This is a genomic window from Clostridium putrefaciens (genome assembly GCF_900461105.1).
GTDB classification, from domain to species: Bacteria; Bacillota; Clostridia; order Clostridiales; family Clostridiaceae; genus Clostridium_L; species Clostridium_L putrefaciens.
Genome location: NZ_UFWZ01000001.1, coordinates 2,657,643 through 2,676,500, shown reverse-complemented (window position 1 = coordinate 2,676,500; position 18,858 = coordinate 2,657,643). Strand labels below are relative to the sequence as shown.

The 18,858-nt window shown below is 30.6% G+C and carries 14 protein-coding genes; 11 read left to right on the top strand and 3 right to left on the bottom strand.

Annotated features, from left to right (window positions below; translation table 11 throughout):
- The first annotated feature begins 77 nt into the window (after window positions 1-77).
- The 6 genes from DY168_RS12215 to brxL all read left to right on the top strand — a co-directional run bounded on the left by DY168_RS12215 (window position 78) and on the right by brxL (window position 11,323).
- The gene (locus DY168_RS12215) at window positions 78-431 is read left to right on the top strand and encodes a four helix bundle protein (protein ID WP_115641993.1); all 354 of its coding nucleotides are present in this window, start codon (window positions 78-80) and stop codon (window positions 429-431) included.
- A 305-nt stretch (window positions 432-736) separates the two neighbouring features.
- Window positions 737-4,462, top strand: a complete 3,726-nt coding sequence (pglX, locus tag DY168_RS12205; RefSeq protein WP_115641992.1) for a BREX-1 system adenine-specific DNA-methyltransferase PglX — start codon at window positions 737-739, stop codon at window positions 4,460-4,462.
- 67 nt (window positions 4,463-4,529) lie between these two features.
- Complete coding sequence (locus DY168_RS12200; RefSeq protein ID WP_115641991.1) at window positions 4,530-5,759, top strand: AAA family ATPase; 1,230 nt, start codon at window positions 4,530-4,532, stop codon at window positions 5,757-5,759.
- 38 nt (window positions 5,760-5,797) lie between these two features.
- Window positions 5,798-6,457, top strand: coding sequence for a retron system putative HNH endonuclease (locus DY168_RS12195; RefSeq protein ID WP_172556351.1), 660 nt, complete (start codon window positions 5,798-5,800; stop codon window positions 6,455-6,457).
- A 122-nt stretch (window positions 6,458-6,579) separates the two neighbouring features.
- The gene (gene pglZ, locus DY168_RS12190; RefSeq protein ID WP_115641989.1) at window positions 6,580-9,123 is read left to right on the top strand and encodes a BREX-1 system phosphatase PglZ type A; all 2,544 of its coding nucleotides are present in this window, start codon (window positions 6,580-6,582) and stop codon (window positions 9,121-9,123) included.
- Between the two features lie 169 nt (window positions 9,124-9,292).
- A complete protein-coding gene (gene brxL / locus DY168_RS12185; protein WP_115641988.1) occupies window positions 9,293-11,323 on the top strand; it encodes a protease Lon-related BREX system protein BrxL in 2,031 nt (676 codons plus the stop codon).
- A 266-nt stretch (window positions 11,324-11,589) separates the two neighbouring features.
- Here brxL and DY168_RS12180 read toward each other — a convergent pair whose 3' ends face one another.
- Window positions 11,590-12,066, bottom strand: coding sequence for a HepT-like ribonuclease domain-containing protein (locus DY168_RS12180; RefSeq protein WP_115641987.1), 477 nt, complete (start codon window positions 12,064-12,066; stop codon window positions 11,590-11,592).
- 2 nt (window positions 12,067-12,068) lie between these two features.
- On the bottom strand, window positions 12,069-12,470 hold the full coding sequence (locus tag DY168_RS12175) for a nucleotidyltransferase domain-containing protein (protein WP_242984127.1): 402 nt from the start codon (window positions 12,468-12,470) through the stop codon (window positions 12,069-12,071).
- Window positions 12,471-12,741: 271 nt separating this feature from the next.
- Here DY168_RS12175 and DY168_RS15115 point away from each other — a divergent pair, with 271 nt between their 5' ends.
- From DY168_RS15115 to DY168_RS12150, 5 genes are all read left to right on the top strand, one after another.
- Window positions 12,742-12,969 carry a M20/M25/M40 family metallo-hydrolase gene (locus tag DY168_RS15115; protein WP_242984126.1) on the top strand — a complete coding sequence of 76 codons (228 nt, stop codon included), beginning with the start codon at window positions 12,742-12,744 and terminating at the stop codon, window positions 12,967-12,969.
- A 7-nt stretch (window positions 12,970-12,976) separates the two neighbouring features.
- Window positions 12,977-14,314: an amidohydrolase gene (locus DY168_RS12165; RefSeq protein WP_242984125.1), complete on the top strand. Its 1,338-nt coding sequence runs from the start codon at window positions 12,977-12,979 to the stop codon at window positions 14,312-14,314.
- A gap of 331 nt (window positions 14,315-14,645) precedes the next feature.
- Window positions 14,646-16,340, top strand: coding sequence for a methyl-accepting chemotaxis protein (locus tag DY168_RS12160; protein WP_172556350.1), 1,695 nt, complete (start codon window positions 14,646-14,648; stop codon window positions 16,338-16,340).
- Window positions 16,341-16,563: 223 nt separating this feature from the next.
- Window positions 16,564-17,019, top strand: coding sequence for a VOC family protein (locus tag DY168_RS12155; protein ID WP_104409928.1), 456 nt, complete (start codon window positions 16,564-16,566; stop codon window positions 17,017-17,019).
- A 224-nt stretch (window positions 17,020-17,243) separates the two neighbouring features.
- Entirely contained in the window at window positions 17,244-17,582 is a 339-nt protein-coding gene (locus tag DY168_RS12150; protein ID WP_115641983.1) for a DUF2500 domain-containing protein, read from the top strand.
- 235 nt (window positions 17,583-17,817) lie between these two features.
- Here DY168_RS12150 and DY168_RS12145 read toward each other — a convergent pair whose 3' ends face one another.
- Window positions 17,818-18,759, bottom strand: a complete 942-nt coding sequence (locus DY168_RS12145) for an ABC transporter substrate-binding protein (protein WP_115641982.1) — start codon at window positions 18,757-18,759, stop codon at window positions 17,818-17,820.
- Between the last annotated feature and the right edge of the window lie 99 nt (window positions 18,760-18,858).

The following is an 18,858-nucleotide window of genomic DNA, read 5'->3' as shown; positions in this document are numbered from 1 at the left end:
GTAATAACTGACTATTAATCACTAACAATTGCTTATTAAGTACTAATAATGTCAAGAATAGTTACTGAGGTGAGGTAATGAAAGTCTTGAATTATACTGAACTTATAGTTTGGCAAAAGTCTATGGATTTGGTTGAGAATATTTATTTAATTACAATGAAATTTCCTAAGGAAGAAATATATTCATTAACGAATCAAATTAGAAGAGCGGCAGTTTCAATACCATCTAATATAGCAGAGGGGCAACAAAGGAATACTACAGCACAATTTAAATATTTTTTATCAGTTGCACAAGGCTCACGAGCTGAGGTTGAAACACAAATAAGAATTGCTATGAGACTAAGTTATGTTTATGGTAGTGAAATGGATAAGATATTAGGTTTATGTGCGGAGATTGGTAAGATGATACATGGACTGGAGAATGCGTTGTAGGGGGCGATTGGCAGTAGTTGGTAGTGGGTAGTGTGAAGTTGGCAGTGGGTAGTGGGCAGTGGGCAGTGGGGGGTGGACAGTTGGCGGTGGGTGGTGAGCAGTTGGTAGTGGGTGGTGAGCAGTGTGCAGTTGGTAGTGGGAAGTTAGTGGGCAGTGTGCAGTTGGCGGTGGGTGGTGAGCAGTTAGTTGGCAGTGGATGATGAGTAGTGTGCAGTAACTTGTTACTAAATACTAATCACTGCTCACTGACCACTAATGACTAACCACTAACCACTAATTACCAAAAACAAGGGGGAGAAACGAGAATGGATAAGAATAAAATAAAATCATTTGCTATATGGGCTAGAAGGAACCTTATAAGTGCAGTTAGTGAAAGAGCCAATAGAATAGGTGTAACAGAAAATAAAATAATCGATACAGTAGCAGTTCAAGGTGGATTTAAATTAGAAGGAAATGATGAGATATTTAAACTTTCTAAAGATCATAGAGAAAAATTAGTGAGAGAAGTTAATGAAAAAGGCTTTGAGCAAGTAATGGAAGAAGTAGCCTATACATGGTTCAATAGATTTATGGGACTTAGATATATGGAAGTAAATGAATATCTTCCAACTGGTGTAAGAGTTCTTTCATCAGAAGTTGAAGGAAAAACAGAACCAGATGTTTTAACTAGAGTGTCAGAAGTAATAGATGAACTAAATCTAAAATCAGAGTATATATATGAACTTTTAGATAGTGGAAAGACAGAAGATAGAGAAGAGGCTTATAAGCACATTTTAGTAAGACAATGTAATGAACTAGGTAAGATAATACCTCAAATGTTTGAACAGATAAGCGACTATACAGAGTTACTACTACCAGATAACCTATTAGAAGAAGGATCTGTAATAAGAAAAATGGTAGAGAATATTGAAGAGACAGACTGGAAGGAAGAAGTGGAGATAATAGGTTGGATGTACCAATACTATATATCAGAAAAGAAGGATGAAGTATTTGCAGCCTTAAAGAAAAATGTAAAAATAACAAAAGAAAACATACCAGCAGCAACCCAATTATTTACACCAAAGTGGATAGTTAAATACATGGTAGAAAATTCATTAGGTAGACTATGGCTTGAGAAGTTGGAAGGGGATAGTGAACAGGCCGGAGTTGGTAGTGGGCAGTGGACAGTTATTAGTGATGAACTTAAAAGTAAGTGGAAATATTATTTAGAAGAAGCAGAGCAAGAGCCAGAGGTTGAGGAAGAATTAAAGAAAATAAGAGAAGAACACAGCAAACTAAAACCAGAAGATATAAAGGTACTAGATCCATGTATGGGTTCAGGACATATTTTAGTTTATGCATTTGATGTGCTATATGAAATCTATAAAACAGCAGGGTATTCAGAAAGAGAAATACCTAGAATGATACTACAAAACAACCTATATGGTCTAGACATAGACGACAGAGCAGCACAACTAGCATCATTTGCCTTAATAATGAAGGCAAGATCCTTTAATAGAAGATTGTTTAGAGAAATAGAAAGAGAAGAATTAGAATTAAATCTATGCTCAATACAAGAAAGCAATTCACTAGGAAGAGAGGAAATAGATTATTTCTGTACATTAGGTAAGGGACTAGATAGTTATGAGTTAAGAAATGCTATGGAAGATTTATGTGAAACATTCACAGACGCTAAAGAGTATGGTTCAATACTTGAAGTTAAACGAATTAATTTTGAAGTTTTAAAAGATAGGTTATATGAGCTAGAATGTGAATATGAATTAATCTTTGCTGATAATAGAAAAATTCTATTAGACAAACTTCCTATAATAATTAAACAAGCGGAGATAATGAGTAGTAAGTATGAGGTTTGTATTACTAATCCGCCGTATTTAGGTAGGAAAGGTATGTCAACTAAATTAATACAACTTATAGATAAAGAATGCGATAAATATAAACAAGATATATATTCTGTTTTTATTTGTAAGGTAAGCAATTATATTAAGAAAAATTACTTTATGGCAATGATTACTCAACATTCGTGGATGTTTTTGGAGAGATTCTCAAAATTAAGAAATGACTTATTGGATATGTTAATGATAACAAATATGATACATTTAGGAGCAAGAGCATTTGAGGAAATAAGTGGGGAAGTAGTTCAGTCAGTTGCATTTGTACTTCAAAATAATGCTAAGAAAAAATTTGTAGGAAAATATTCTCGATTAGTTGATTATAGTAGTACAGGTGAAAAAGAAGATGCATTTTTAAGTGGGAAAAATATAGTTTCAGTTAAACAAGGATTATTTGATGACGTACCTAATAAATATATTGCATATTGGATTAGTCCAAATGTTAATAAATTATTTAAACAGAATGATTTAAGTTATTATGGAAAAGCAAGAGAAGGTATGGCAACAGCAAATAATGATTACTTTTTAAAATTATGGCATGAAGTCAACAATAATAGTATAAGTTTTAGTGAATATTCAAGACAGTCTGCAGTATTAAGTAAAAAAAAGTGGTTTCCTTACAATAAGGGTGGAGAGTATAGAAAATGGTATGGAAATAGAGATTATATAGTGAATTGGCATAATGATGGTGAAGAAATAAGAAATTTTGAAGATCAAAAAGGGAAGGTAAGATCACATAACTATAATTTAGAGTATATTTTTGGTGAAGGAATTGGATGGTCATCAATTAGTTCAGGTACATTTAATGCTAGATATATACCAAAAGGAACTTTATCAGATTCTAAAGGACCTACTTATTATTGTAATAGTAATGAAAATATATACTATATTCTAGGATTCCTTAATAGCAAAATATCCAATGATATACTTAAAATATTAGCACCAACATTAGATTTTAAAGTTGGTGATATAGCAGATTTACCTTTAATAATTAATAAAGAAAAAACATATTTAAGTAATAATTATGTAAAAGAATTGATTAATATGAGCAAAAAAGACTGGTATAATTTCGAAACTTCATGGGATTTTAAAGTTCATCCAATATTAAAGTCTTTAGATAAGGCTAAGGATTTTAAGTTGAGTTCTTCTTTTGAGGTTTGGGAAAATGAGTGTGAGGCAAACTTTAATCAGTTAAAGGCTAATGAAGAAGAGTTAAATAGAATCTTTATTGATATTTATGGTTTGAAAGATGAGTTAACTCCAGAGGTTCAAGATAAGGATATTACTATTAGAAAAGCAGATAGAGAAAGAGATATTAAATCATTTATTTCCTATGCTGTTGGTTGTATGTTTGGTAGATATTCTATTGATGCTGAAGGACTTATTTATGCTGGGGGAGATTTTGGTGATAAGTGGGTAGTGGGTAGTGAGCAGTGTAAGGTTAGGAAGATTGAAAAAGATGAAGATGGAAATGTTATTTCAGATTCATGGGTTGATGATACTTTTGTGCCTGATAGTGATAACGTAATTCCTATTACAGAGGATGAGTATTTTGAGGATGATATAGTTTCAAGATTTATTGAATTTGTTAGAACTGTTTATGGTGAAGAAACTTTAGAGGAGAACTTAGATTTTATTGCGGATTCTATTGGTAGAAAACCATCTGAAACTGCTAGACAGGCAATTAGAAGATACTTTATTAAGGATTTCTATAAGAATCACTTAAAGGTTTATCAAAAGAGACCTATTTACTGGATGTTTGAGTCTGGTAAGAGTGATGGATTCAAGGCTTTAGTTTATATGCATAGATATAATGAGCAAACTGTTGCTAAGGTTAGAACGGATTATCTTCATACATTACAAAGAAAATATGAAGCAGAGATGCAAAGACAACAATTAGTAGTAGATTCAGAAGAATATACTGCGAAAGATAGAACTGCTGCAAAGAAGAAGATAGATAGAATAGCGAAGCAGATAGAGGAATGCAGAGAATATGATCAAGTAGTTGCTCATTTAGCAAATGAGAAGATATCTATTGATTTAGATGATGGAGTTAAGGTTAATTATGATAAGTTCCAAGAGGTTAAGGTAATTAACTCTAAAGGAAAAGAAGTTAAGATGGATTTATTAGCAAGGATATAAGATATAGCCCCTATGATTCACATAGGGGTGTATTCAAATTAAGAATAATAAAAGGGGGTTGAATTTAATGAAAGTAAAATCTGTTTATATTAAAAATTTTAAAGCGTTGAAAGATTTCCATATAGATTTTAATAATAATGTTAATGTTTTAATTGGAGAAAATGGTTTAGGAAAAACAACGATTTTAGAAACCATATATAACATTATTACATCTAATAGGAATTTTATAGAGAATGAAAGTTCTGATGGGTGTAAACTAAAAGTTGCATTGACAGAAAAGGAATTGAGTGCTGTTAATAGATGGACTAAAAATCCAAATGAACAATTTTTAAGTAATGAAGATGAAATTATAATAAATAATCATAAGATTAGTAAAGAAATAGATGTCAAGCAAAAAGTCTCTATAGCCACACTATTAAAAGAAAATTGGATTCGAAAAATAGTATATTTACCTACAGATGTTAACTTTAAAAAATATAAAGTTGAAACTCCAAAAAAAATAAAACAAGATGTTAACATAGGTATTATTTTGAACTCTGATGAAATGAACATAAACCTTAAAGAATATCTTGTAAATATTCATTACAAAGATTTAGAAGATATTAGTATAGGGGAAACACCACATAGAATCGAAAAGTTTAGAAAACTATATAATTCTTTTTTTGAAGAAAAAGAATTCATCGGGGTAAAAGATTTTGAACCACTTTTTAAAATAAAGGATACAGGTGAAACACATTCTGTAGATGAGTTAAGTGCTGGTGAAAAGCAAATTTTCTTTAGAGGTGGTTCACTGCTTCAAATGAATTTAAATAATTCAATAATATTAATAGATGAGCCAGAATTAAGTCTACATCCTGAATGGCAACAAAAGATATTGGGTTTTTATAAAGGCATAGGTGAAGATAACCAAATTATAATTGCAACACATTCCCCACATATAGTATCTTCTTGTAAAAAGGAAGAAGTTATAGTTTTGGGTAGATGTGATGGTAATACGGTAGTTAAAAATGATATTGAAGAAACCTACGGATGGACTGTAGAACAATTATTACTTTCTGTATTTGAACTTAAAAGCGTTAGAAATCCAGAAGTGCAACAACAACTAGATAAATTTAAAATGCTTTATATAAACAAAGAAAAACTAAATCATAGTGAATTAGCTGAATTTAATGAGTTAAAAAATGAATTAGAAAAATATTTAGATCCCGAAGATCCTTCTTTATCTTTAATTAAAATAAAAGAAGATTCTAATAAACTAGAGTCATTATTACAAAATCTAAAGTTAAATAAGAAATAATGCATAAGGTTAAAAGAAATAAAGGCCCAATAAAGTTAATGAACAAAGATAAGGAATGGAGAGACTCATTAAAAATAAACATTAAGTTAAAGCCTAATTGGGAAGAGTTTTCAAAAACAGTGATAAAAAAGGAAACTATTTCCATGCTAGAGGATATGTATAAAGGTTGTTGCTGTTATTGTGAAAGCAAAATAAAAAGTACGTCTTATCCAGAAATAGAGCATTTTAAACCTAAAACCTTCTACCCAGAACTTTGCTTTGATTATACTAATCTTCACTATAGTTGTAAAAGATGCAATCTTGCAAAAGGCTCACATTATGACGATAACATAATAAGTCCAAGTGAAGAAAATCCAGAAGAATATATTCAGTATATAGGGGAACTAGCTGTAAGTATAGACAATAATAAACGTGGTAATACAATGATAGATGTATTAAAATTAAATGAAAGGGCAGATTTAAAAGAGGAAAGAATAAAGTATTTAAATGAATTTAGCAAAAACTATGAACTTATAGTTTCCGCAATAGAAATGATACTAAATAAGGAAGATTCTAAGGATTTAAGTATATTAAAGCCATTTATCTGTAATTTTATTGATAATGTAGAACTTAAAAGTAAGCATGGGGAAAGTTATTGTACAATGATTAAACATAATTTTTTAGATAAATTAGATATATTGATGGAATTTTTAAAATAAGTATTGATTTTATAGTGAGTAGTGATTAGTGGATAGTTGTATTTACGTTGGATTTGCAAACCTTAACTTACCGCTGCTCACTAACAACTAGTAGCCACCAAATTTCAGATCGAGGTGAATTAATGAACTTACAAGAAATAAGAAATTTTCTAAAAGAGTTATTTTCAAAGCCATTAGGTGATGGTAAGAAGCGCCATATTGTATTTTGGTATGATAGTAATGAAGATTTCACTGAGGATATAGATAACTTTGATATAGAAGATGTTAAGGTTATTGAGTTAACAGATAAAAATGCCTTTTGGGCTAAATACCATATAGAAAAAGAAGATACAACAAGTAATATACTTGTGTATTCCAACATGGAAAAGCCAAAACCTGCAGAAGATTGGCTTCACGATATATTTTGTTATAGTGAAGAGTTCTCTACAGATAGGGCAACTGTAATAATGAGAGAACTAAGGGTTATGGATGCTTCTCTTAAAGAAGAGTTTAAACTTTACAATACTTTCTTTAAGAATAAGGAAAGAATAATGGCCTTTAAAAATTTAAACATACAAGACTACACTAAAGAAAATGTTCATACAGGTGTTCTTGCAGTTTTAACTAAGGTTAAAATTATGGATATGGAAGAAATATTAAAGGCTATATTAAAAGAATACTTAGATGGAAGTAATAAGATATATGAAGACATAAAAAAGTTTGGTGATTTAGATTCACTATGGAATTTAATGGTTAAGTATTATGGCTACGGGTTTGAAGAAAAGAGTTTAGAAAGATTTATGGCTATGCTTTTAGTAACTAATATGAATGAAACAATTAAGTTCCAGTTACCAAAGCAATACGAAACATTTATATCTAAGAAATCAACTAATTGTATAGTATTTGTAAATCACTTTATGAATAGTAGCAAAGATGGAGAATACTACGATAAAATGCAGGAACTTATAGCAGATAAGTTAAAGGTAGATAAGTTATTAGAAAAGAATGGTTCAGAAACCTTCATTAACTGTGATATTTTTGAGGAAATGGATATAGTAGTTCTTAGAAGAATTACTTCTCTTTTAAAGAATGAGGTAGAAGAATACAGTAAGTATTTAAATCTTATTGATACAAGAAGAACTATGCATTTTTACAAAAAGTATCAGAGTGAATATAAAGCAATAAAATGGGCTATAAATCTATTAAGTAAGAAGAGAGAGTTAGATTCAATTATAAAAACAGACTCATCTTATGATATGTTTAAATCTTATGTGAAGGACTATTATTTAATAGATAAAGCATATAGAAAGTTCTATTATTACTATGATAGCTGCATAGAAAAAGATGAGTTAAATGAGTTAAAAGAAAGAATAGAAAATGTATATAACAATTGGTATTTACAAGAGTTATCTATAAAGTGGTTTAATTCATTAGAAAAGGGAACGACCTGGAGAATTGATGGACTAAAGTATCAGGATGATTTCTATAAGGAATTCATTAGATTTGGAAAAGAAAGAGTCTTTGTAATAATATCTGATGGATTAAGGTATGAGAGCGCAGAAGAACTAGCAAGCAAACTTACTAATGAAAGAAAAGGCAAGGTAGAAATTGAGGGAGTACAAGGTGTATTGCCATCTTATACAAAACTAGGTATGGCATCACTACTTCCAAACAAGAGTATAGAAATTAATGATAAATATGATGTAGTGGTAAATGGAATTAGCAGTAATGGCACCGAAAATAGAAATACTATCTTAAAGATGGAAAATCCTAATTCTTTAGCCATTACCTATGATAAGGTTATGGACATGAAAGATGCTGAAATAAGAAAGGCATTTACAGGTCTTGATGTAGTTTATATCTATCATAACACTATAGATGCTAGAGGAGATCATGCGTCTACTGAAAGAGAAATATTTGCAGCAACAGAACTTGCATTTAATGAAATTATTACCCTAGTAAATAAATTAGTAAATAGGGTAAGCGCAGCAAGTATAGTTATTACAGCAGACCATGGATACATTTATAAGAGGAATGCTATGGAGGAAAGTGATAAGATATCTGGAGTAAAGCTCGATGATGGTGAAGATAGCAGAAGATTTATACTAACCCCTAATACAAATGAAGTAGAAGGTACTGTAGTATTCAGTATGGATTATCTACTTGGCGAAGGTTCTAATAAAAATGTTATTACGCCAAGAGGAACTTCTAGGTTTAAAGTGCAGGGGGCAGGTGCTAACTATGTTCATGGTGGAGCAATGCTACAAGAGATAGTAGTTCCAGTAATTAAGTTTAAAAATGATAGAAGTACATCATCAGCAAATGATATAAGAAAGGCTAATATATCATTAACAAGCATAACAAGAAAAATAACAAATATTATAACTTACCTTGAGTTTTTCCAAGAAGAGAAGATTCAAGATAAGGTTATATCACAAAGAATTAAGTGCTATTTTGAAGATGAAGAAGGAAATAGAATATCTAATGAAAATATTATAATTGGAGATTCTAGGTCAGAGAATCCATTAGAAAGAACTTACAGAGAGAAGTTTGTATTAAAGAGTATGGCTTATGATAAGACAAAGCAATATTTCTTAGTAATGCAAGATGATGAGGATAGTAATGGTATGTATGAAAGAATACCTTATACTATTGATATTGCTATAGTTGATGAATTTGGGTTTTGATGATAGTGGGCAGTGGGTAGTGGGTAGTGTGCAGTGATTAGTGATTAGTGAGTGGTGGGTAGTTGGCAGTAGATAATGAAGAGTTTAGGAGAAGTGAAAAGCTATTTATTAACAACTGCACACTAATCACTAAAAAGAGCGATAGCGATTTTTACGAGGGAGAATTTCAATGGATGAGTTAAGTATAAAGTTAAATAGCCATTTTGCAGGTAAGGTTGTTAGAAAAGATTTAACACAAAAGTTAAAGCAAGGAGCAAATGTTCCTACATATGTACTTGAATATCTTCTTGGTATGTATTGCGCTACAGATGATGATGATAGTATAAATGCTGGTGTTGAAAGAGTTAAAAATATATTAGCAGATAACTTTGTAAGACCAGATGAGGCTGAAAAAATTAAGTCTAAAATAAGAGAAATGTCTAGATATACTGTTATAGATAAACTTACAGTAAAGTTAAATGAGAAGAAAGACATTTATGTAGCAGAGTTTTCAAATCTAGGCTTAAAAGATGTTGAAATAGATTCTAAGTATGTTAAAGACTATGAAAAACTTTTAGGTGGAGGGATTTGGTGCATAGTAAAAATTCAATACCTATATGATGAAACTACAAAAAATTCATCTCCATTTTTGATAGAGCAAGTAACTCCAATTCAGATGCCTAATATGGATATGGATGAACTTATAGAAGGAAGAAAGCAATTCACAAAAGAAGAGTGGATTGATATTCTTATAAAATCTATAGGAATGGAGCCAACTCAATTAAAAGATCAAGTTAAGTGGCATATGCTTCTTAGAATGGTGCCTCTATGTGAAAATAATTATAATATGTGTGAACTTGGCCCAAGAGGAACAGGTAAATCACATTTATATAAAGAAATATCTCCAAATTCTATATTAGTATCAGGTGGTCAAACTACGGTTGCTAATCTATTTTATAATATGTCTCAAAGAAAAATAGGTTTGGTTGGTATGTGGGATACAGTAGCCTTTGATGAAGTTGCAGGGATAACATTCAAAGATAAAGATGGTATACAAATAATGAAGGACTACATGGCATCAGGTTCATTTGCCAGAGGTAAGGAAGAAAAAGCAGCATCAGCATCAATGGTGTTTGTTGGTAACATAAATCAAAGTGTAGATGTTCTATTAAAGACATCACACCTATTTGATCCATTCCCAGAAGTCATGGCTTATGATTCAGCCTTCTTTGATAGAATGCATTTTTACTTGCCGGGATGGGAAATACCTAAAATGAGACCAGAGTTTTTTACAGATAGTTTTGGATTTATAACTGACTATCTTTCAGAGTATCTAAGATATATGAGAAAAATAACTTATGGTGATGCTATAGATAAATACTTTAAATTAGGTAATAACCTAAATCAAAGAGATGTTATAGCGGTTAGAAAAACAGTTTCAGGCTTAGTAAAACTAATATATCCTCATGGAGAATTCACTAAAGAGGATATAGAAGAAATACTAAGATATGCTTTAGTTGGTAGAAGAAGAGTAAAAGAACAATTAAAGAAAATAGGTGGAATGGAGTTTTATGATGTTCATTTCTCTTATATAGATAATGAAACTATGAGTGAAGAGTTTGTATCGGTCCCAGAGCAAGGTAGTGGATCTCTTATACCAGAAGGTGCTATGAAGGCAGGACAGGTATACACAATAGGTGTAGGGGACTCTGGAATGATAGGAGTATATAAAATAGAAACAGAAGTAGTTAATGGTTCAGGTAAGTTTGAAAAAACAGGCTTAGGATCAGATAGAGAAGCAAAGGAAAGTATAGAAACTGCATTTAGATTTTTTAAGGCTAATAGCAGAAATATAAGTGCATCTATATCAACTACTCAAAAGGATTATCTAATGCATGTACAAGATGTAAATGGAGTTGGAATGACTTCAAGCCTATCATTAGCAGCAATAATAGCAATGTGTTCAGGTGCGCTTATGAAACCAGTACAAAGTAAGTTAGCAGTATTAGGTTCTATTAGTATAGGTGGAACAGTAAATAAGATAGAAGATCTAGCAAATACACTACAAGTATGTTTTGATTCAGGAGCAAAGAAGATTTTACTACCAATGGTCAATGCAGCAGATATAGGAATAGTACCACCAGAGTTGTTTGCTAAGTTTCAGATTATGTTCTATAGTGGGGCAGAAGATGCTGTATTTAAGTCATTGGGAGTTCAATAACATAGATTGAAAATATAGAATTAATAGAAGAATTTACTGGACCTCGGAGGAGTTAGAGGGAGACAAAGTCACCATCTTGCTTTAAATAAAAACAAACTCGTTCAAATAGAAAAAAAGTTCAATGGAAATATGTATTATGGATATACTATGTTTTAAAGAATGTAGTATTGAAAATTAAAACAAATATAAGAATATAAAAGACTGCATTTTCTCATCTAAGGTGAGAGTGTGCAGTCTTTTATTTTATTACGATATCACTTGGTAATTTAATGGGAGTCTGAGGTGTTGCCCAAGGTCTTGTCACTAATAACTAATCTTATTCTTTCAGAAGATGTTTCTAGAAATAAATCTAAAGTTATTATTTCAGATTTGCATATGTCTATAATTCTTTTCCTTGCTAATCTCCTTTGATAATAATCATGAGTATATCTATTCCTAAGTCTCACTATTCCTTGAAGTTTCTTAGAATCATTTGAAGATATGAATCCAAAGTTTGATGATAATTCTATTATATCTACCCCCGATTTATTAGGTATATAATTTTCTGTTGCTACTAAATATGTTTCACACATATCTAGTATAAATTCACAGAAAGAATTAAAGTAAGATATCATAGCTTCATCTACTATTTCATCCTCACTATTTGGGTTTCTCTTTAAACATTCTCTTATTCTCACTAAAAAGACTTTACTTTCTACAAGCTTTTCTTCTAACTTTTCTTTTTTATATTTGTAATAAACCATAACTAAAATCCTCCCTCCTTTAAATGATAGTCTCTCATAATTTCTAAATACTCTCTATCTCTTTTAAAAGATGAATACCCAAGGATATAATCCAAATACCGTTCTTCTTGTAATATGATTTTATTAGGGCTTGATATCATAATCTCTCCAAAGGGATAAACAAAATCATTGATGAAGGTAATATGAATATTTTCATGATTAAAATACACTGATAAATGATGAGTTAAATAATCTTCTATTTCCATTTCCCTAGTCCATTCTAACTCTGTATTAGAAAGAACCATAACATCTATGTCACTTCGCTCCTTGTCCCAGCAGCTTTCATTGTAACTTCCAAAAGTACATAAGGCTATAACATCATAGAGCATATCAATATCTATTCCACTATCTTTAATTAATTTCATAATATCCTCCATTCTTTAAATCTACTTATTTATATTATAACCAAACTCATTAAAACCTGCACTATATTTCATGCTTTTAGTTTTTATGTTCCTCGGGGGTATATCATTGATGATACAATGAAGTACTTGGACTTGTTAACTTACTGTGCCTCTCTCGTATAAGTTTAATAATCTCCGAGGTGATAGAGGGGGACGAAGTTATCCTCTTGCTTATAAATTAAATAAAATAATTGCCCACTTTTACTTGCCTGAAACAAAACCAAAGGATAATTTGATTTTTGCAAAACAATTTGCTAAGATATATGAAAAGTTAAATATTTCCTCTAAGCTTCAGGTTATTGGTGGAGGATCAGATAGTAATATATTTGCAAAACAAGGATTTAACTCAATTATTATTGGAGTTGGAATGAACAATGTACATACTGTTGAAGAATATTTAGAAATTGATGAACTAGTAAAGACAACAGAGGCCATTGTTAGATATATAAAAAAGGACTGATTAATAGATGGGTATGAGTAAGGAAATAATGAAGGCTAAAGTAATTTCCACAATTGAGGAAAATAGGGATTTGATTTTTGATATAGGTAGAAAGATCTATAAAAATCCTGAGCTTGGCTATAAAGAGTTTGAAACTACAAAACTTGTGAAAGAATTTTTTGAAAATGAATTAAATTTAGATGTGGTAGATGGTATTGCGTGCACTGGTTGTAGGGCTAAAATAAATGAGCAAAAGTCTGGCCCAAGGGTTGCGGTTCTAGGTGAATTAGATGGCATAGTTTGCAATGCTCATAAGGATTCTTTAAGTTCGGGGGCTTCTCATACTTGTGGTCATAATATACAAATTGCAGGGATGATAGGTGTGGCAATTGGTCTTATAAAATCAGGTGTATATAAAGAACTAGATGGTAAGATTGATTTTATTGCAACACCAGCAGAAGAATTCATAGAGATAGATTACAGAAGTAAACTCAAGGAAAAAGGAATTATTCAATATTTTGGAGGGAAACAGGAATTAATAAGAAAAGGTGCCTTAGATGATGTTGATATGGCAGTTATGTTCCATGCTTTAGATGTTGGTGATAAAAAGGTATTAGTTGGGACTATAAGTAACGGATTTATTGGAAAGAATATTAAGTTTATTGGTAGGGAAGCTCATGCGGGTAACTCGCCACATAAAGGGGTAAATGCACTTAATGCAGCTGTCCTTGCCATGAACAATATAAATGCTCAAAGGGAAACCTTTAAAGATAGTGATAGAGTAAGAATTCATCCGATTATAACAAAGGGTGGGGACATCGTAAATGTGGTACCTGCTGATGTTAGAATGGAATCATATACGAGGGCAAGAACTGTAGAGGCGATGATAGATGCAAATGCAAAAGTTAATAGATCATTAATTGCTGGAGCTATGGCTGTAGGTGCTAATATTGAAATCAAAGAATTGCCAGGATACTTGCCGATTTTAAAACATCAAGAGATGGAAGATATATTATTTAAGAACCTAATAGAACTTGGAATTACCAAAGATGATATAGTACAAGAAAGCGACTTTTCAGGTTCCTTCGATTTAGGTGATGTATCTCATATAATGCCAACCTTGCATCCTATGTTCGGTGGGATAAAAGGAGAGCTTCATTCAAAAGATTATTGTATAGTTAATGAAGAATATATTTATTTAGAGCCAGCTAAATCATTAGCTTTAACTATAGTAGACCTACTTTTTGATGATGCAAAAGAGGCTAAAAGTATTCTTAATAATTTTGTTCCTGCTATGACAAAAGAAGAATATCTAAACTTCATGAATTCAAATGACAAGCTTATAAAAAGAGAGTTTTTAGATTAAATACAAGGCTTAGTTAATAATAATAATAAAAGGTCATAAGATAAATATGTCTTATGACTTTTTATTATGTTTTATATTATGGTGTGGGGTTATTTAACATATTATCATTATAAGTCCACACTATGTTCCCATGAAAACCTTTTAAGTGCAACTTTTGTAAAAATAGATATTAATATTACAGTGCCATATTAAGCTAATAAGGGTTTTATTCGATATATAAATAAGAATTACGTATCTTGGAAGTATGATTTTAGAAATGTGATTTTGAAAATATAATTTTACAAATATAATGTTAATCATTATATTTAATAGAAGATTGGGGATTGATTATATGAAAAGTATTAGAATTAAAATATTACTACCTGTAATTATTATGTTTGTTGTTTTTATAGGTTTTATGGGAGGACAAATCATAAAAACAACAGATAACTTAAAGCAAATAGAAATAATGAATGATAAGTATTATGAGACACTATCATATTCTAAAGATTTAAAGTTAAACGTAGTACAAGTACAACAATTTTTAACAGATATAAGTGCTACTAGGGCCGCAGAAGGATTTGATGGTGGATTTGAAGAAGCGGAGGTATATGCATTAAAATTTAAAGATACAATTAAAAAGCTTATCTTAATAAATCCAGAAGATAAAGAGAAATTGCAACAAATAGATAAGGAATTTGATCCATATTATGAAGTGGGCAAAAATATGGCTAATTTATATATAAAGGATGGGCCAGTGACTGGAAATATTCTAATGGAAGAGTTTGATGTTAAGGCTGAAAAGATAAATAATGTAGTGGATGAGTACCAAGTTAAATCAAAAGAAGGTATAGTAACCTCAATAAGTAAGGTTAAAGAGCTTATACAAAGATCAATTATATTAAGTGTAATTTCTATAATCACTGGAATTATAATATTTATATTTACTTGGAAGTTTTCTACTAAAAACATTCATTATCCTATAATTAATCTGATCGAAAGATTTAAAGAACTTAGTTCATCTGGAGGAGATCTAACTAAAAAGATAGAAATAAAAACAGGAGATGAACTAGAATTATTGTCTGGTGCTATTAATGATTTCATAGACAATATTAGACGGATTGTAGTACAAATAAAAATGACAGGTGAAAATGTCGCAACATCTGGAGATATATTAAATTCTTCTATTAACGAAAATAAAGTTGCATTGAATGAAGTAAACGTTGGAATTGAAAATATTGCATCAGGAGCTTCGGAGCAAGCTATAAATATAAATGATATGTCTTACAGAGTACAAGAAATTTTTACAGGTATTAGTGAAAATCAAAAGAAGATTACGAATATTAATAACTCTGCTAGCCAAACAAGGAAGCTAATAGATAGTGGATTAGAAGCAGTAAGTAATCAAGGTATAAAAACTGATGAAAATATGGAGGCCTTTGAAAAGGTCACTAAAGGAGTTGGGAAACTTGCTAAAGAAATAGAACAGGTTCAAACTATTCTATTAACAATTGGGAGTATATCTGAACAAACCAACTTATTAGCTTTGAATGCTGCTATTGAAGCAGCTAGATCAGGTGAATATGGAAAAGGGTTTTCTGTAGTAGCTGAAGAAATAAGAAAATTAGCAGAAAAGTCTGCAATAGCTACAAAAGAAATTGCACAAATATTACAAAGTATAAATAAAAATGCTAAAGAATCAGTTACAGAAATTGATAATGCAAATTCAATTGCAAAAGAACAAAAAAAGGCAGTTGATGGCACGAGTATTACATTTAAAGACATGACAAAAGAAGTAGAAATTATGATCGGCAGTATAGATGAAATAAACACATTTTTTAGCGTTATTGAAGAAAATATAAATAATATGTCTAATAGAATACAAGGGATTTCTTCAGTGTCCGAAGAAAATGCTGCAATATCTGAAGAGGTGTCTGCAAGCAGTGAAGAACAAAGTGCGTCCATGCAAGAAATAGGAGTAACAGCTGAAAGTTTAAATAAGTTAAGTATTGAACTTGGAGAAGTTATGTCTAAATTCAAGGTATAAGTAAACTTAAATGTCATTTAGAAGATAAGGTTTTAGAGGTTATTGGAAGGATTAAGATACTTTGGGACACAATAGAAAACTTAACCCTAAAACTAACTATGTACCATAGACGTCTAAAAGGTTTTATAGTAAAATGTTTATATTACTAGCCGCTACATAAAGATTGAGTAGGTTTTAGTGAAATAAAAGTGTATATTTATATATTTTAAATGGAGGGTATTTTATGTTAAGAAATATTGCCCATGTGGGTTTAACAGTATCAAATATAGAACAATCAATTAAATTTTATAAAGAGGTATTAGGACTAAAGTATGATGGACAAATGGTAATGGAAGGTGAAGCTACTGATAAACTATTTGCATTAGAGAATTGCCGTGTTAAAGTAGCATATCTAAATGGTAGTGATGAGGTTATGGCACCACCAGTAGAACTTATTGAATTTGTTTCAGAAAAGGCAAAGGTAATAGAAAACAAACTAAATCAAACTTCTATTTCTGAACTATGCTTTTATGTAGAAAATATTGATAAAACTTATGAAACACTAAAATCAAAGGGTGTGGAGTTTTTATCAGAGCCTCAATACTTTGATTTAACATCACAAGGCTTTGGAAAAAGTAAAGCCGTATATCTTAAAGATCCAGATGGAATTGTTCTAGAACTTATGGAGTGTATTGATTAAGTCTTAGGATAGAAAGAATATAGAGGTTGTTTTTTAATAAAAGTAATTCATTAAATTAAGAAATAAACCCTGCACATTCTCATATAAAGTGAGAGGGTGCAGGGTTTAAATTATTTATCTGAAAACCAATATGATAGAAGGGAAATAAAGAGATAAATAGAAGAGTATATAGAAGAGTATATAGAAGAATATATAGAATAATAAATAATTTTGGAGGTTTTACTATGTATGGATTTAGAATATTGTTTTTTGCTATATTTGCTTTAATAATTTTTAAGGGTATTAGGACATATATGAAAAATGAGAAATCGCCAATTATATCTACTAAAGCACAACTTATTAAGAAAAAAAGGGATATGCATACTCAAACAGATGCTAATGGAGTGATGACAACCAATGAGACTTTAATGTTGATATTTGAACTAGATACTGAAAGTGAACTTAAATTTACTGTTGGAGGACGTATTTTTAGAAGTGTACCGGAGTATGAATGGGGAAGCTTAACTTTTCAAGGGACACGGTTTTTAAAATTTGAATCAGCAAGTGGGGTTGTTGAAAAATAAATTTAAGAATGGAATTAATAGTTAGGAGAGGGATACATGGGTTATAAATTAGCAAAGTTAGTTGTTACAAAATACAAAATTAAAACGTGCATATAAATTTATGTTTTATGATTGTGGTTAGATAGACATGTATTATTTAAATATTTCTATATTTAAATAAAGTTCCTATCTTATGATAAATAGTATAGCTATTATGTAGGTAGGAACTTTATTTTGGCTTAAGTATGAAGGTACTTTATATTTTATTATCTTTTAAAAAGTTAGTTAGATCCTCTAGCATAAGATTTGCTGCTTTTATACCACCAGCTGTGTTCCAGATAATATCATTTACCTTGAATGCTTTATTATTTTTAACAGCTTCTAAAGATTTAAATAATGGATCTTGTATCCACTCCTCTTCTCTAGCAAGGCCTTTACCATCACCGAGTTCATAGGTGAAGTAGAATATTACGTCTCCATCTCCTTCGTTTAATCTTTCTTTGCCGATTTCATTAACAAATTCTGTTCCTTGCTGAGATTGTGGTCTTTTAAATCCTATTTCTTTAAGGATGGTTCCAGAGAAGGTGTCTCCAAGATATATTCTAGTTTTTCCAGTCATAAATCTAACAAGAGATACTTCAGTATCTAACTTATCTTTATAATTTTCTTTTATAAAGGTAATTTTATCTTCGTAGTCTTTCATAGCTTTGTCACCTTCAGATTCTTTGCCTAAAACTTTTGAATAAAATTTAAAGTTATCTTTCCATGCTCCTCTTATTGTATTTGAATATACAGTTGGGGCTATGGATTTTAGTTGATCATATATTTTTTCGTGTCTCATTTTATTTCCAATTATTAAATCAGGTTTTAATGCAGCAACTGCTTCTACATTTACTGAAGTTTCTTTCCCAACAGGTTTCACGTCTATAAGCTCATCTTTAGTATGCTCGTACCAATCACCAGCAACACCAGTAACCGCACCAACTGGCTTAACACCAAGAGTAAGGAGTGCTTCTGTACCCTCACTAGTTAGTATAACTACTCTTTTGGGACTTTCAGGGATAGTAGCTGTTCCCATGGCATCTTCTATAGATATAGTTTTATCTAAGGATGTGTCTTTAGTTTTATTTGAGCAACCTGCAAATAAACTTGCAGATACTATACCAGCTAAAATTATGGATAATGTTTTTTTTGTCATATGTATGTACCTCCTACTGATTATGTTTTGTGAAAAATTATGGATTTAATAACAAAGTTATGATATCATAAATAAGAATTATTATCAATGGTTATTGAA